We start from the raw sequence: 15,219 nt of genomic DNA, 5'->3' as shown, positions 1-15,219 counted from the left end.
CAGGCGCTGCCGGGCCGGGACCTATATAGATACCTGCCGGTATGTCGGTGACTTTTCCGACAAAAATACTAGGACTTTGTACCGCCTCGATGATTGGCGTAAACTGGCGGCAAGCCTGTGAGGAGTTTCCATGACTGCCATAACCATTACCGACGCCGCCCACGATTACCTGGCTGACCTGCTGTCCAAGCAGAACACCCCGGGTATCGGCATCCGCGTCTTTATCACCCAGCCCGGCACCCAGTACGCCGAGACTTGCATCGCCTACTGCAAGCCTGGCGAAGAGAAGCCGGAAGACACCGCCCTGGGGCTGAAAAGCTTCACCGCGTACATCGATGCCTTCAGCGAAGCCTTCCTGGACGACGCCGTGGTCGACTACGCCACCGACCGCATGGGCGGCCAGTTGACCATCAAGGCGCCCAACGCCAAGGTGCCGAACATCAACGCCGACAGCCCGGTCAACGAGCGTATCAACTACTACCTGCAAACCGAGATCAACCCGGGGCTGGCCAGCCACGGCGGCCAGGTGAGCCTGATCGACGTGGTGGATGACGGTATCGCCGTACTCAAGTTCGGCGGCGGCTGCCAGGGCTGCGGCCAGGCGGACGTGACCTTGCGTGAAGGGATCGAGCGCACGCTGCTCGAACGTATCCCGGAGCTTAAAGGTGTACGTGATGTGACCGACCACACGCAGAAAGAAAACGCCTACTACTAAGTACGGTGTTCACTGCGAACAAAAAAACGGCGCCCCGTGAGCGCCGTTTTTTATGCTTGAAATTCAGATAATTATGAGAGCTATCTAACAAATCAGATCAACTGTGGGAGCGGGCTTGCTCGCGATTGCGGTGTATCAGTCACCAAGGCGCTGACTGACATTGCGCATTCGCGAGCAAGCCCGCTCCCACATTTTTGTCTGCCGTGCATTCAGGGGCGATAAAGGTGGGCGTGACCTGCGCGGTACAGCGAAGACTCGCTGAAACCGTCATTGGCCAGCACCCGGCCCACCACAATCAGTGCCGTACGCCGGAAGCCCTTGAGCGCAACCTGCTCGGCGATGTCCGCTAACGTACCCACCACCCAATCCTGATCCGGCCAGGTGGCCCGGTGCACCACGGCAATCGGGCAATCCGCGCCATAGTGCGGCAGCAACTGGGCGACGATTTTCTGCAGATGATTGACCCCCAGGTGAATCGCCAGGGTGGTGCCATGGCGGGCCAGGCTGTCGAAGTCTTCCCCGGCCGGCATGCTGGTTTTATCGGCGTAACGCGTCAGGATCACGCTCTGGGCGATATCCGGCAGGGTCAGCTCGGTTTCCAGCAGGGCTGCACACGCCGCCACAGCGGTCACCCCGGGAATGATCTGGAAAGGGATGCCCAACTCGCGCAAGTGCCGGATCTGCTCGCCAATCGCCCCATACAGGCTGGGGTCGCCCGAGTGTACCCGCGCCACATCCTGGCCGTTGGCGTGGGCGGTCTTGATCAGCTCGATGATCTGTTCCAGGTGCAATTCGGCGCTGTTGACCAGCGTTTGCGCCTGATGACCTTCCAACACCGCCGCCGGCACCAGCGAGCCCGCATAGATAATCACCGGGCAACTGCGGATCAGCCGCTGGCCTTTGACGGTGATCAGTTCCGGGTCGCCGGGGCCTGCGCCGATGAAGTAGACGGTCATGGGGAGTTCCTGTTGAAAAACGGGCGAGCATGAAGATTGTTCATGATCGAGGAGGGCAATTATCGGGATTTCAGCCGGCGCACGCCAATGCAAAGGTGGCCTGGGGGGATTTTCGGCGGCTGATCAACAAGCGGGCAGGGGCGTTGACGAGTTGCTCGGCCAGGGCCAGGGCGGCGCTTTCGGCGACGCCGTAACAGCCGGTATGGGCAAAGGCAATCGCGGATTTATGGCTCAGACGGTGTTCAAGCGTCGCCAGGTGTTGCGCACTGAAACAGCGTAAGGGCAACCCCAACTGTTCGGCCAGTGCGAGCAATCCCGGTTCATGCTGTTTGTGATCGATACTCGCCAGTGCCGTGACCTGCTGGCGCTCGATACCGCCCTCGGTCAGGGCGGCGTCAAACAGCGCCAGCAGGGCGTGAACCTCACAGCCCCGCTGGCAACCCAGGCCGACCACCAAGGTCATGCCGAGTAGTGGCCGTCGCGATTGCGCCGGAACAACCAGGCGCTGATCAAGCCCAGGGCCAGCCAGAACAGCACGTTGGTCAATTGCGAGGCAATCTTGAACTGCGCTTCCAGGGCCTCCGGGGCCAGCATCGAATGCACTGCCGGTTGCGGCGCACCGATGATATGGGGCACGGCCAGGATCGCCACGCCCAACACTTTAAGCAGCCAACTGCGGCCAAATACCAGCAGCGCGATACCGGCGGCGGTGGAGGCGGCCGTGCCGATCCACCAGATCTGGCGCTGGGCCAGGTCCGCCGCGGCGGTGCCCGGCAACTCGGGTGGCAAGCCCAGGGTCGGGGCCAGTACGAACGTCGCGTAACCGGCCAGGCCCCACAGCAGGCCCTGCGCCGTACGGGTGGGCGCACGCAAGGTGTAGAGACCGGCCAGCATCAGCGCGAAACCGACGGCGACCACCAGGTTGCCCCCGGTGGTAGACAGCACACGCTGCCAACCGTCTTCAGGCTCCCAGGCCTCGGCATCGTGGGTGTGGGCGGCGGCGCCTGCGGCATGTTCATGGGCGACTTCGGCAGTCGCCGGGGCCTTTTCAAAGGTCTCCGCCTGCAGAATCAGCGGGGCAACCCAGAAGCTTTGCAGCAAGGTCAGCAACAAGGCGGCCAGCAAGCCGGTGAAACCTGCGGTTTGCGCAATACGCTTGATCATGTCGACGGGTCTCAGTGGCACGGGAACGCGGCGCTGTGGCGGGTATCGTGCGCGGCGTTATGCACCGCCTCGATATGCGAGAAACCGGCGAAGTAAACCAGGCACGCGCCCAGGATCGACGCACCGATGGCGGCCGTCAGGCGTTGGCTCAAGGTAGAAGTGCCGCTGGTGGCGGGCGAAGTGCTGCTGATGATCGACATGGCGCGTCCCTTTTCTTCGGTTTCAGGGTGACACGAGCGCATGCAAACCCCGCGAGCCAGGCCCGCAGAGTTCCGAACAGCGCCCGCCCACCGCGGGTTTGTTATCTGATTTTTCGGGCCGGTCTCCGGGCTCGCGAGGGGCACTCTGCACAGAGGCCTGAAAGCATCGCCTTCCCATGCATTCGCACAGTGGCTGTGACACTTCGCTCGCTTACCGTTGCGGGGGCAGCACCGGACTTGCCATACATCGATGGCTCACCGGTTTCCCGTTTCACCCTTTGCAGGGCACCCGAAACAAGACACGTAGGAAAGCATGCAGGGCGACGGTAGTCAAATTGGTCGTGCCCCTGTAGCCTTGCACCTTCGAGGTTCTTCGGCCCAGGCCGGAGCTAAGAAGGGAACGCGGTTCAAGCCGCGGCTGCCCCCGCAACTGTGAAGGGTTCAACTGACTGCCACGCCACTGCCGATAACGCGGGAAGGCGCAGCCGGCGCCGGTCGCAAGACCCGCAAGCCCCAAGCCAGGAGACCTGCCTCGCAACCGATTTTCCAATTCAACCGGGCGGGGTGATCCGGTGACGAAATCCGCTGCTGCGCGCCGTCGCAGGGCCTGTCGTCCCGTCTGCCCGCCCCAAAAGGGCATCCGATGAAAACACTGGCCAAACTCCCCGTCACCATCGTTACCGGCTTTCTCGGCTCGGGCAAAACCACCTTGCTGCGGCATATGCTCGACAACGCCCAGGGCCGTCGTATCGCGGTGATCGTCAACGAGTTCGGTGAACTGGGGATCGACGGTGAAATCCTCAAGCAGTGCTCCATCGGTTGCACTGAGGAAGAAGCCAATGGCCGCGTCTACGAATTGGCCAACGGCTGCCTGTGCTGCACGGTGCAGGAAGAGTTCTTCCCGGTGATGCGCGAATTGGTGGCGCGTCGCGGCGACCTCGACCATATCCTGATCGAAACCTCCGGCCTGGCCCTGCCCAAGCCGTTGGTGCAAGCCTTCCAGTGGCCGGAAATCCGCAGCGCCTGCACGGTTGACGCGGTGATCACCGTGGTCGACAGCCCAGCCGTGGCCGCCGGCACCTTCGCCGCCTTCCCGGACCAAGTGGACGCCCAGCGCAAACTGGACCCGAACCTGGACCACGAATCGCCGCTGCACGAGCTGTTCGCCGATCAGCTGGCCAGCGCCGACCTGGTGATCCTCAACAAGACCGACCTGATCAACCCCGAAGACCTGGCCCGTGTGCGTCTGGAAGTGGCCGAGGAGTTGCCGCCGGCGGTGAAGATCATCGAAGCCAGCAGCGGCCGCTTGCCGCTGGACGTGCTGATCGGCCTGGGTGCCGGCTCCGAAGAACACATCGACGGTCGGCATAGCCATCACGATCACCACCACGACGGCGAAGAGGATCACGACCACGATCACGACGCCTTCGACTCCATCTCCATCGACCTGCCGCAAACCGACGAAGCGCTGTTGCTCGACGCCCTGACTCAGTTGGTAGTGCAGCACGGCATCCTGCGCGTCAAAGGTTTCGCCGCGATTGCGAATAAACCGATGCGCCTGCTGATCCAGGGGGTAGGCACGCGCTTTGACAAGCACTTCGACCGTGCCTGGGGCGCCGATGAAGCACGGACCACGCGCCTGGTACTGATCGGCCAGGAGCTGGATGCGGCGGGTCTCGAAGCGCAACTGCGCGCCGCCCTCAGCGTCTGACCCATGCACCTGCTCAGGACCCAGCCCGGTGGTTTCGTCTCGGACGACAATATCGCCGACCTTGGACAAACCCCCGCCGAACTGGTGATCCTGTGCAGCGGCGATTCCAGCCTGGCGCTGTTGGCCGAAGCGGCGCAGCAGTTACCCGACGATTACCCCAGCTTGCGCCTGGCCAACCCGATGCAGGTGCAGAATCACGCTTCGGTCGACCTGTATGTCGATGAGGTGCTGCGCCACGCCAAAGTCATCCTGATTTCGTTGCACGGCGGCATCGGTTATTGGCGCTATGGCATTGAGCGGTTAGTGGAGTTGGCCGAGCGTGGTGTGCAACTGATCCTGGTACCCGGCGATGATCGCCCGGACCCGGAACTCAGTGGGTTGAGCACCGTCGGCGTGGAAGAACGCGACCGCCTCTGGCACTTCCTGCGCCAAGGCGGTTTGGGCAATGCCCTGGATTTCTATCGCTGCCTGGCCAGTACGTACTTGGGCCGCGATTTCGCCTGGGCCGAGCCGCAGCTGTTGCCGCGCACGGCGATTTATCATCCCCAGCACGCCAACGCCTGCCTTAATGACTGGCAGCAGCAGTGGAGCCCTGAGTTGCCGGTGGCGGCGGTGCTGTTTTACCGCTCCCATTTGCAGGCGGCCAATACTGGTTTTATCGACGTGTTCTGCCAGCGCCTGCAGGCGGCGGGGCTTAATCCGTTGCCGATGGCGGTGGCCAGCCTGAAAGAGCCCGGCTGCCTGGCGGCGGTCGAAGACTGGCTGGACGAAGTCAGCGCAGCGGTGATCCTGAACACCACCGGCTTTGCCCAGTCCAGCCCCGAAGCCCCGCATTTATACCCGTTTCGCCGCAATATCCCGGTGATCCAGGCGATCTGCGCGCAAGACAACCAGCCGGGCTGGGAGGCCAGCGAACAGGGGCTCGGCCCACGCGACCTGGCGATGCACATTGCCTTGCCGGAGCTGGACGGGCGCATCATCAGCCGGCCGATCAGTTTCAAGGACCTGGCGTGGCGCAGCGAGCGTAGCCAGTCGGACGTGGTGTGCTACCGCGCAGCCCCTGAGCGCATGGACTTTGTCGCCGAACTGGCACGCCGTTGGGTTGAGCTGGCGCAGGTGCCGAATGCACAGAAACGTATTGCACTGGTGCTCGCCAACTACCCGACCCGTGACGGGCGCATTGGCAACGGTGTGGGCCTGGACACCCCAGCAGCGGCGCTGAATATCCTGCGTGCGCTGCAAGCGCAAGGCTACCCGCTGCCGCACGCGTTGCCGGACAGCGGCACCGCGCTGATCCACCAATTGCTGGGCGGCGTCACCAACGATCTGGACAGCCTCGACCTGCGCCCTTGCCACCAGAGCCTGGGCCTGGACGATTACCAGGCGATGTTCGACCGCTTGCCCGAAGCCAACCGCCAGGCCGTGCTGGAACGTTGGGGGCCACCTCATAACGACCCGATGTGCCGCGATGGCCGCCTGATGATCGCCGGCCTGCGCCTGGGCCTGACCTTTGTCGGGATCCAGCCTGCGCGGGGCTATCAGGTAGACCCTAGCGCGGTGTACCACGACCCTGACCTGGTGCCGCCCCACAGCTATCTCGCGTTCTATTTCTGGTTGCGCCATACCTATGGCGCCCACGGCGTGATCCATGTGGGCAAGCATGGCAACCTCGAATGGTTGCCGGGCAAGGGCGTGGGCCTGTCGCAAACCTGCTGGCCTGATGCATTGTTGGGGCCGCTGCCGAATATCTATCCGTTTATTGTCAATGACCCGGGCGAGGGCGCCCAAGCCAAGCGGCGCACCCAGGCGGTGATCATCGATCACTTGATGCCGCCGCTGACCCGCGCCGAAACCTATGGCCCGTTGCGTGACCTTGAGTTGTTGGCGGATGAGTATTACGAGGCGCAGTTGCTTGACCCGCGCCGCGCACTGGAACTGCAGAAAGACATCCTCAAGTTGGTGCGCGAAACCCGTATCGACCAGGAACTGGAGTTGGGCAGCGACGTGGACGCGGCCGTCTGGCTGCCGCGCCTGGACACCTATCTGTGCGACTTGAAGGAGTCGCAGATCCGTGACGGCCTGCATGTCTTCGGCGAATCTCCTGCAGGCCGCCTGCGTATCGACACCTTGCTGGCGTTGTTGCGCATCCCGCGTGGCGACGGCCGTGGTCCGCAATCGAGCCTGTTGCGCGTATTGGCCAAGGCTTTCGAATTGGGCTTTGACCCCCTCGACTGTGCCTTGGCCGAGCCCTGGACCGGGCGTCGGCCCGAGGTCTTGCAGGCGCTCGACGCGCAGCTGTGGCGCACCGCCGGCGATACGCGTGAACGCCTGGAATTGTATGCGGCGCGGTTGATCGAGCAGGCGCTGGAAGGTCCGCTGGAACAGTTGGAAGAACCGGGCTGGGAGGACGTGAAGGCGGTCATCGAAAGCCTGCTCTGGGTGGTGGCGCCGCGCTTGGACAGCTGCGGCCCGGCCGAGATGCGCGGCTTGCTCGATGCCCTGGGCGGTCGCTTCGTACCGGCCGGCCCCAGCGGTGCGCCGAGTCGCGGGCGCCTGGATGTGCTGCCCACTGGACGCAATTTCTTCGCGGTGGATGTGCGCAACCTGCCGACCACCACGGCCTGGCGCATTGGCTTTCAGTCGGCCAACCTGATTCTGGAGCGACACCTGCAAGATCACGGCGACCATCTGCGTCAGCTCGGCCTGTCGGTATGGGGCACGGCGACCATGCGCACCGGCGGCGACGATATCGCCCAGGCCATGGCGCTGATGGGTGTGCGCCCGGTGTGGGCCACCGGTAGCCAACGGGTGGATGACTTTGAAATCCTGCCGATCAGCCTGTTGGATCGCCCACGGGTCGACGTGACGTTGCGGGTATCCGGGTTCTTCCGTGATGCCTTCGCCAACCTGATTCGCCTGTTCGACGCGGCGGTGCAGGCGGTGGCCGCCCTGGATGAACCGGACGATATGAACCCGCTGGCGGCCAAGGTGCGCAGCGAGCGCGAGGCGCTGCTCAGCTCGGGCCTGGACGCAGAGGCCGCAGCCAGGCAGGCCGGCTGGCGGATCTTCGGCGCCAAGCCCGGTGCTTATGGCGCGGGCGTGCAGGGCGCCATTGACGGTCGCCTCTGGCAAAGCCGCGAGGACTTGGCCGAGGTTTACCTCAATTGGGGGGCGTACGCCTATGGTGGCTCGGATGAAGGCAGCGCCGCCCGCGAACAGTTCGCTCGGCGCTTGAGCCAGGTGCAGGCGGTGTTGCAGAACCAGGACAACCGCGAGCATGACCTGCTCGACTCCAACGATTATTACCAGTTCCAGGGCGGCATGCTCGCCGCCGTGGAAACCCTCAGTGGCGCCAAAGCCGCGAGTTACCATGGCGACCACAGCCAGCCGGACTTGCCGAAGATCCGTACCTTGAAGGAAGAGTTGAACCGGGTGATCCGTTCCCGTGCCGCCAACCCGAAGTGGATCGACGGGGTCAAACGCCACGGTTATAAAGGTGCCTTCGAAATGGCGGCGACGGTGGACAATCTGTTCGCCTTCGACGCCACGACGGCGCTGATCGATGATCATCAATACGCCTTGCTCGCCGACGCCTACCTGCTCGACCCCGACACCCGGGCCTTTGTGCAACAGCACAACCCGGCCGCGCTGCGCGACATGACCGAGCGCATGCTTGAAGCCCAGCAGCGCGGCCTGTGGCAGGAGCCGGGTGCGTATCGCGAGGCGTTGGAAAACCTGTTGCTGGATATAGAAGAAGACAGCTGATGACTGATACGCCACATTTCCCACTGGCCGCCGTGGTCGGCGCCGATGCATTGAAACTGGCGCTGTGCCTGGCTGCCATCGACCCGAAGATCGGCGGCGTGCTGATCGAAGGCCCGCGCGGCATGGCCAAGTCCACCTTGGCCCGTGGCCTGGCGGATTTGCTGGCCAGCGGTCAGTTCGTCACCTTGCCGTTGGGCGCTACTGAAGAGCGGCTAGTCGGCACCCTGGACCTGGACGCCGCGCTGGGCGAAGGTCGTGCGCAGTTTTCCCCCGGCGTGTTGGCCAAGGCCGATGGCGGCGTGTTGTATGTCGATGAAGTCAACTTGCTGCCGGATCATCTGGTGGACGTGCTGCTGGATGTGGCTGCCAGCGGCACCAACCTGATCGAGCGAGACGGCATCTCCCATCGGCATTCGGCGCGCTTTGTGCTGATCGGCACGATGAACCCGGAGGAAGGTGAGCTGCGCCCGCAGTTGCTCGACCGTTTTGGCTTCAATGTGGCGTTGAGCGGGCAGACCGTGCCCGCCGAACGCGGGCAGATCATTCGGCGTCGGCTGGACTTTGACCGCGATCCTCACGCCTTCTGTGCGCAATGGGCCGGGCAACAGGCCGAGTTGCGTGAACGTTGCACCCAGGCCCGGGCGCGTCTAGACGGTATCGCGCTGGATGACCAGGCCCTGGCAAAGATTACCGAGCGCTGTTTTGCGGCGGGTGTCGATGGCTTGCGTGCCGACCTTGTCTGGCTGCGCGGCGCCAGGGCGCATGCCGCTTGGCGAGGGGCTGATGCCATCGCCGACGAAGATATCGACGCCGTGGCCGAATTTGCCTTGCGCCATCGCCGCCAGGAGCAATCACCGCCTGCCGGTCCTCCCCATCAGGGCCAGTCGCCCAAGCAGTCCGATCCTTCTCCTGGCCAAGGCCAGTGGGGCGATATGCCTGCACCGGCGCTGCCCACGGGTGCGCGCCGTGATGTGGCGGCCTGGCCAAAAAAGCCCTAGGCATTCGCCCTCGGCTGGACGCGGGGGTGGATGCCCGGCCCAAAGCGGGGCGAGTGGACAAAGGCGCGCAGGGCAGGGCGCGCAGCGCTCAGCAGGGCTCGGTCAATTGGCCGGGCACCTTGCTCGGTGGTCGCCCGCACGCGCGCGAGGACTTGCTGTTTCATCTGCGTAGCCGGTCGGCGCATGAGTTGTGGTTGGTGATTGTCGATGCCTCGGCGTCCACGCGGCGTCATCGCGCATTAAGCGACGCCAAGGGCTTGCTGGCCCAACTGTTCGAAGACGCCTACCGACAGCGTGCGCGCATGGCGTTGCTGACGGCCAGCGGGCAGTCGCCGAAGTGGCAGGTGCAGGGGCTGAAAGCGGCCAAGAGCCTCGCAGGTTGGCTGGAGCAGCTGGGCGCCGGTGGTGGTACGCCGTTGCTGGCGGCACTGATCGAGGCCGGGAATTGGTTGGCGCAGCGGCGCAAGCGCTATCCTGCCGAGCAGCAGCGCTTGTTGGTGATTACCGATGGGCGACTCAAGAAGGTTGCCGGTTTGCCGTTGCTTGAGTGTCCGGGGTGGTTGGTGGATATCGAGCGTGGGCCGATCAGGTTGGGGCGGGCCCAGGAGCTGGCGACGGGCTTGCAGTTGGAGTATCGCCACATCGATCACTTGTAGTGAGCGGGCTTGCCCCGCGCTGGGTGGCGCAGCCGCCCCAAGACCTGCTACCGCATTTTACCTGACACACCGCAGCGGCCTTATTGGGGCGGCTGCGCCGCCCAGCGCGCAAGCCCGCTCACTACAAGGTCCCTGGTACATTGGGCCAGAGATCCGCTACCAGGAACAGGCGCTCGGCTTCCTCCCAGTCTTCGCCGGTTTGCACCAGCCGCACCAACAACTGTGCCGGCGCCATCGGGTCCAGGTCGGCCAGCCAGTGGTGCATCTGTTCCACGCTCCACACTTCACTCGCGGGGTAATGTGCCGGCGCCAGCCATGCGTGGCGTGGCAGGGGTTGCCAGCGACCGGCTGGGCTTGCGCTGGAAAAATCCCGCCAGTCACGCTGATGCAGCCAGTGCCCGCGCAGATGCTGCGGATGGGCGCCGTGGGGCGGCTCGGCCTGGCCGGGCCAGGGGTACAGCAAGTAACCCCCCAGCCACAAATGCGCCTCCAGGCATTGGATGTCCAGCGTAGCGAGGGCTTCGCGACTCTCGGCTTTGGCCGATATCGGCAATTGATGTTGAGCCAGGTGCGCCAGTTTGCGGTCCAGCCGGTCGTGGCACCCTGGGCCCAGCCATTGCGCGGTGTCCTGGCCGTTGCCGTGCTGGGGGCCGAGGTAAAGTTTGATCGCCAGTTCCAGGTGGTGCACGCCATCGCGGTCGCGCAGCAGCATATCCAGCTCGCCCAGGGTGTGCCCGGCGCGGCGGATCGGCAGGTTGGCCGCCAATAGCTCCACGCCCGGCGCGTGTTGCACGGCGAATTGCCACAGGCGTTCGTAGTAGAGGCCCAGGCGCCGGGTGCGTGACAGGCTCAACCAATGCTGCAAGGCGCTGCTGTCTTGATCGAGAGTGCGCAACCAGTTTTCCAGCCGATCGGGCGCCTGCACCCAGTCGCTGCCGGCCAATGGGTGACGCTGAGGCCAGGGCGTTTGCGCAAGCATCGGCGGGGCCAGGATCACCCACGCCAGGTCGCGCACCTCGGGGTGGCGCAGTTGGCGGGGTAAATGATGCAAGTCAGGGAATACCGTCATGGTCCGAGCATAGCCTTTTACGCACCGGGCAGGTGGCTGAGAACCGTTGTCATCATGGTCGGGCAGCGACAAAGGGTTTTGCCTGGCGCGGCCTTTCGCCCATAATCGTTGTTTTTCGCCATACCCTACATCCCGCAGGAGCCCCATGGAGCAATTTCGCAATATCGGCATTATCGGTCGTCTGGGCAGTACCCAGGTGCTGGACACCGTCCGCCGGCTGAAAAAGTTCCTGCTGGAACGCCACCTGCACGTGATCCTCGAAGACACTATCGCTGAAATCCTGCCGGGCCATGGCCTGCAAACCTCGTCGCGCAAGATGCTCGGCGAAGTGTGCGACATGGTGATCGTGGTCGGCGGCGACGGCAGCCTGCTCGGCGCGGCCCGGGCGTTGGCGCGGCATAACGTGCCGGTGCTGGGGATCAACCGGGGCAGCCTGGGCTTCCTGACCGATATCCGCCCGGATGAGCTGGAAGTCGAAGTGGCCAAGGTGCTCGACGGCCATTACCTGGTGGAAAACCGCTTCCTGCTGCAAGCTGAAGTGCGCCGCCACGGCGAAGCCATCGGCCAGGGCGATGCCCTGAACGACGTGGTGCTGCACCCGGGCAAGTCCACGCGCATGATCGAGTTCGAGTTGTATATCGACGGCCAGTTCGTGTGCAGCCAGAAGGCCGACGGCCTGATCGTCGCCACGCCCACCGGCTCCACGGCGTATGCGCTTTCAGCCGGTGGCCCGATCATGCACCCCAAGCTCGACGCCATTGTGATCGTGCCGATGTACCCCCATATGTTGTCCAGCCGGCCGATTGTGGTCGATGGCAACAGTGAGCTGAAGATCGTGGTATCCAAAGACATGCAGATCTACCCGCAAGTCTCCTGCGACGGGCAGAACCATTTTACCTGCGCTCCCGGTGACACCATCACGGTGAGCAAGAAGGCACAGAAGTTGCGCTTGATCCACCCGCTGGATCACAACTACTACGAAGTGTGCCGCACCAAGTTGGGCTGGGGCAGCCGCTTGGGGGGTGGAGGCGACTGATGCTCGATCCCGCGCGTAGCTACGACCTGATTGGTGACGTGCACGGTTGCGCCCATACCCTCGAGCACTTGCTCGACCGGCTGGGTTACCACAAGCAGGGCGGCACCTGGCGCCATCCCACGCGTATGGCGGTGTTCCTCGGCGATATCATCGACCGCGGCCCCCGCATTCGCGAGGCGTTGCATATCGTCCACGACATGGCCGAGGCCGGCCAGGCTTTGTGTGTCATGGGCAACCACGAGTTCAACGCTCTGGGTTGGACCACCGCGGCACCGCCAGGCAGTGGCAAGCAGTTCGTGCGTGAGCACAACCCACGGCATGCGCGCTTGATCCATGAGACCCTGACCCAGTTCGAGCATCACCCGGCCGACTGGCATGACTTCCTTGGCTGGTTCTATGACATGCCGCTGTTTGTCGATGCCGGGCGTTTTCGCGTGGTGCATGCGTGCTGGGACGACAGCTTTATCCAACCGCTGCGTGCGACCTTCCCGGACGGCTGCATCGACCAGCACTTCCTGCAGGCCGCCGCCGTGCCCGGCAGTTTTGCCTGCAACGCCTTCGACCGCCTGCTGCGTGGCACCGATATGCGCCTGCCCGATGGGCTGACGCTGACCGGTGGCGACGGCCTGACGCGCTCGTTCTTTCGCACCAAGTTCTGGGAGGACGACCCCAAGACCTACGGCGACATTGTGTTCCAGCCCGACGCCTTGCCGGAGCCGGTGGCGCGCACGCCGTTGTCGTCCACTGAAAAAAACTCCCTGCTGCGCTATGGCGTCGACGAGCCGTTGTTGTTCGTCGGCCATTACTGGCGCAGCGGCAAACCGGCGCCGATCCGCCCGAACCTGGCCTGCCTGGACTACAGTGCGGTGCTGTACGGCAAGCTGGTGGCGTATCGACTGGACCAGGAAACCCGGCTGGACCCCCGTAAATTTGTATGGGTCGACGTTGAGCGGCCTGAGGTTATTGCATGAGCACCGTTGCTGTATTGCGCTTGCCCTTGAGCGCCGACCTGGGTGGTTTCGTCAAACTGCTGCAACGCATGCAGGTGCCTCATCGCGTCAGCGAGGAGGGTGGTGAGCAGGTGTTGTGGGTGCCCGAGAGCATCAGCGACGACGTGCGCGTGTTGTATCAGCGCTTTCCCGCCGGTGACCCGGACCAGCAACTGGACATTCCCGAGCACGCGCCTGTCACCCGCCCAGGCTTTGTCCAGCAATTGCGCATGAGCCCGGTGACCGCGCTGGTGCTGTTGGCTAGCATGATCGTGGGCGCGATGACCCTGCTCGGTGAAAACCTGCAAGCCATGGCCTGGCTGACCTTCCTGCCGTTCCGGGTCATGGGCGAATACATCCAGTTCACGCCGCTGGCCGACAGCCTGGCCGCAGGGCAGTGGTGGCGGCTGGTCACGCCGATGCTGATCCACTTCGGCATCCTGCACCTGGCCATGAATGGCATGTGGTATTGGGAACTTGGGCGCCGTATCGAGGTGCGCCAGGGCAGTATCAACCTGCTGGGCCTGACCCTGTTGTTCAGCCTGGTCTCCAATTACGCGCAATATGCCTATGGCGGCCCGGGCCTGTTCGGCGGGCTGTCCGGTGTGTTGTATGGCCTGCTCGGGCACTGCTGGATCTTCCAGTTATTGTCGCCCAACCCGGCCTATCGCCTGCCCCGTGGGGTGCTGGCAATGATGCTGATATGGCTGGTGCTCTGCATGTCGGGGCTGGTCTCGATGATCGGCTTCGGCGAAATCGCCAACGCGGCCCACGTGGGCGGCTTGGCCATCGGTTGCCTGACAGGTTTGCTGGGCGGGCTGTACAGCCGTCGCAAAGCGTCTATTTGATAAGGAAGAGCCTTATGTCCTCTTTTGCTGAAATGATCGAAAACATCACCCCGGATATCTACGAGAGCCTCAAGCTCGCCGTGGAAATCGGCAAATGGTCCGATGGCCGCAAGCTCACCGACGAGCAGCGCGAACTGTCCCTGCAGGCGGTGATCGCCTGGGAAATCCAGAACCTGCCGGAAGACCAGCGCACCGGCTATATGGGCCCGCAGGAATGCGCGTCCAAATCGGCGCCGGTGCCGAACATCCTGTTCAAGTCGGATGCGATCCATTGATTGAAATTGGTCGCGGTGCAGTCAGCAAAATGTCGGCGCAACTTGGTGAGCCGACTGTTCAGTATGCGTTTCGCCTGGGTGATACCGAGGTGCCGGTCAACCCGTTGATCGGTACTCACGTGCGCCTGGAATACCTCGGCGCCATCCATTGCAGCCATTGCGGCCGCAAGACCAAGACCAGTTTCAGCCAGGGTTACTGCTACCCGTGCATGACCAAACTGGCCCAGTGCGACCTGTGCATCATGAGCCCCGAGCGTTGCCATTACGACGCCGGCACCTGCCGTGATCCAGGCTGGGGCGAAAAATTCTGCATGACCGACCATGTGGTCTACCTGGCCAATTCGTCGGGGATCAAGGTCGGCATCACCCGTGCCACGCAACTGCCAACCCGTTGGCTTGACCAGGGCGCGAGCCAGGCGCTGCCGATCATGCGCGTCGCCACCCGCCAGCAATCGGGTTTCGTCGAGGACCTGTTCCGCAGCCAAGTGGCCGACAAGACCAACTGGCGCGCGCTGCTCAAGGGTGACGCCCAGTCGGTCGACCTCAAGCAGGTGCGCGAAGAACTGTTCAGCGCCTGCGCCGACGGCTTGCTCGGTTTGCAGGAACGCTTCGGTCTGCAGGCCATCCAACCGGTGACCGACATCGAGCCCATCGAAATCCGCTACCCGGTGGAGCAATATCCCGCCAAGATCGTCAGTTTCAACCTGGACAAGAACCCGATTGCCGAAGGCACGCTGCTGGGGATCAAGGGCCAATACCTGATCTTCGATACCGGCGTTATCAATATTCGCAAATACACGGCCTACCAGCTCGCCGTGCATCAGTAGAAGGATGCCA

Annotated in this window: 15 protein-coding genes and 2 riboswitches; of the genes, 10 read left to right on the top strand and 5 right to left on the bottom strand. The window is 63.6% G+C overall.

Annotation, left to right across the window (positions count from 1 at the left end):
• Nucleotides 1-130: 130 nt before the first annotated feature.
• On the top strand, nucleotides 131-715 hold the full coding sequence (gene nfuA, locus C9383_RS17780; protein WP_060757121.1) for a Fe-S biogenesis protein NfuA: 585 nt from the start codon (nucleotides 131-133) through the stop codon (nucleotides 713-715).
• A 209-nt stretch (nucleotides 716-924) separates the two neighbouring features.
• Here the strand turns inward: nfuA and cobM are convergent, their stop codons facing one another.
• The 4 genes from cobM to C9383_RS17760 form a co-directional block, all read right to left on the bottom strand.
• A complete protein-coding gene (gene cobM, locus C9383_RS17775; protein ID WP_090371495.1) occupies nucleotides 925-1,671 on the bottom strand; it encodes a precorrin-4 C(11)-methyltransferase in 747 nt (248 codons plus the stop codon).
• 70 nt (nucleotides 1,672-1,741) lie between these two features.
• On the bottom strand, nucleotides 1,742-2,134 hold the full coding sequence (locus C9383_RS17770) for a cobalamin biosynthesis protein (protein ID WP_090371493.1): 393 nt from the start codon (nucleotides 2,132-2,134) through the stop codon (nucleotides 1,742-1,744).
• Nucleotides 2,131-2,835 carry a CbtA family protein gene (locus C9383_RS17765; RefSeq protein WP_060757118.1) on the bottom strand — a complete coding sequence of 235 codons (705 nt, stop codon included), beginning with the start codon at nucleotides 2,833-2,835 and terminating at the stop codon, nucleotides 2,131-2,133. Before C9383_RS17765 ends, C9383_RS17770 begins: the two co-directional genes overlap by 4 nt.
• A gap of 11 nt (nucleotides 2,836-2,846) precedes the next feature.
• Complete coding sequence (locus C9383_RS17760; RefSeq protein ID WP_060757117.1) at nucleotides 2,847-3,035, bottom strand: CbtB domain-containing protein; 189 nt, start codon at nucleotides 3,033-3,035, stop codon at nucleotides 2,847-2,849.
• Between the two features lie 99 nt (nucleotides 3,036-3,134).
• Nucleotides 3,135-3,343: riboswitch (cobalamin riboswitch) on the bottom strand.
• A 41-nt stretch (nucleotides 3,344-3,384) separates the two neighbouring features.
• A riboswitch (cobalamin riboswitch) is annotated at nucleotides 3,385-3,584 on the top strand.
• A 94-nt stretch (nucleotides 3,585-3,678) separates the two neighbouring features.
• Here C9383_RS17760 and cobW point away from each other — a divergent pair.
• From cobW to C9383_RS17740, 4 genes are read left to right on the top strand one after another with little or no spacing between them, the layout of a single operon-like run.
• On the top strand, nucleotides 3,679-4,746 hold the full coding sequence (gene cobW, locus C9383_RS17755) for a cobalamin biosynthesis protein CobW (protein ID WP_090371491.1): 1,068 nt from the start codon (nucleotides 3,679-3,681) through the stop codon (nucleotides 4,744-4,746).
• A 3-nt stretch (nucleotides 4,747-4,749) separates the two neighbouring features.
• Nucleotides 4,750-8,511: a cobaltochelatase subunit CobN gene (gene cobN, locus C9383_RS17750; RefSeq protein WP_090371489.1), complete on the top strand. Its 3,762-nt coding sequence runs from the start codon at nucleotides 4,750-4,752 to the stop codon at nucleotides 8,509-8,511.
• Complete coding sequence (locus C9383_RS17745; protein ID WP_090371487.1) at nucleotides 8,511-9,509, top strand: magnesium chelatase ATPase subunit I; 999 nt, start codon at nucleotides 8,511-8,513, stop codon at nucleotides 9,507-9,509. Before cobN ends, C9383_RS17745 begins: the two co-directional genes overlap by 1 nt.
• Before the next feature lie 53 nt (nucleotides 9,510-9,562).
• Nucleotides 9,563-10,165 carry a vWA domain-containing protein gene (locus C9383_RS17740; RefSeq protein ID WP_090371485.1) on the top strand — a complete coding sequence of 201 codons (603 nt, stop codon included), beginning with the start codon at nucleotides 9,563-9,565 and terminating at the stop codon, nucleotides 10,163-10,165.
• 121 nt (nucleotides 10,166-10,286) lie between these two features.
• On the opposite strand, the gene C9383_RS17735 is transcribed toward C9383_RS17740, so the two are convergent.
• Nucleotides 10,287-11,234 (bottom strand): DUF1853 family protein, encoded by a 948-nt coding sequence (locus C9383_RS17735; protein WP_090371483.1) that lies wholly within the window; start codon nucleotides 11,232-11,234, stop codon nucleotides 10,287-10,289.
• A 145-nt stretch (nucleotides 11,235-11,379) separates the two neighbouring features.
• Between C9383_RS17735 and C9383_RS17730 the strand changes: the two genes are divergently transcribed.
• The 5 genes from C9383_RS17730 to C9383_RS17710 are packed head-to-tail and all read left to right on the top strand — an operon-like array spanning nucleotide 11,380 to nucleotide 15,209.
• Nucleotides 11,380-12,270, top strand: coding sequence for an NAD(+) kinase (locus C9383_RS17730; RefSeq protein WP_003217892.1), 891 nt, complete (start codon nucleotides 11,380-11,382; stop codon nucleotides 12,268-12,270).
• The gene (locus tag C9383_RS17725) at nucleotides 12,267-13,241 is read left to right on the top strand and encodes a metallophosphoesterase (protein WP_372241686.1); all 975 of its coding nucleotides are present in this window, start codon (nucleotides 12,267-12,269) and stop codon (nucleotides 13,239-13,241) included. The genes C9383_RS17730 and C9383_RS17725 overlap by 4 nt, the downstream gene beginning before the upstream one ends.
• Nucleotides 13,238-14,107 (top strand): rhomboid family intramembrane serine protease, encoded by an 870-nt coding sequence (locus C9383_RS17720; protein WP_090371479.1) that lies wholly within the window; start codon nucleotides 13,238-13,240, stop codon nucleotides 14,105-14,107. The genes C9383_RS17725 and C9383_RS17720 overlap by 4 nt, the downstream gene beginning before the upstream one ends.
• A gap of 14 nt (nucleotides 14,108-14,121) precedes the next feature.
• On the top strand, nucleotides 14,122-14,382 hold the full coding sequence (locus tag C9383_RS17715) for a YeaC family protein (protein ID WP_060757109.1): 261 nt from the start codon (nucleotides 14,122-14,124) through the stop codon (nucleotides 14,380-14,382).
• Nucleotides 14,379-15,209 (top strand): DUF2797 domain-containing protein, encoded by an 831-nt coding sequence (locus tag C9383_RS17710; protein WP_090371477.1) that lies wholly within the window; start codon nucleotides 14,379-14,381, stop codon nucleotides 15,207-15,209. Before C9383_RS17715 ends, C9383_RS17710 begins: the two co-directional genes overlap by 4 nt.
• Nucleotides 15,210-15,219 lie beyond the last annotated feature (10 nt).

Origin of the sequence: Pseudomonas palleroniana (assembly GCF_003031675.1) — a bacterium.
In the GTDB taxonomy this organism is placed as follows: domain Bacteria; phylum Pseudomonadota; class Gammaproteobacteria; order Pseudomonadales; family Pseudomonadaceae; genus Aquipseudomonas; species Aquipseudomonas palleroniana.
Note: the sequence above shows the minus strand (reverse complement) of the source record. Positions and strands in the feature narration are given on the sequence as shown.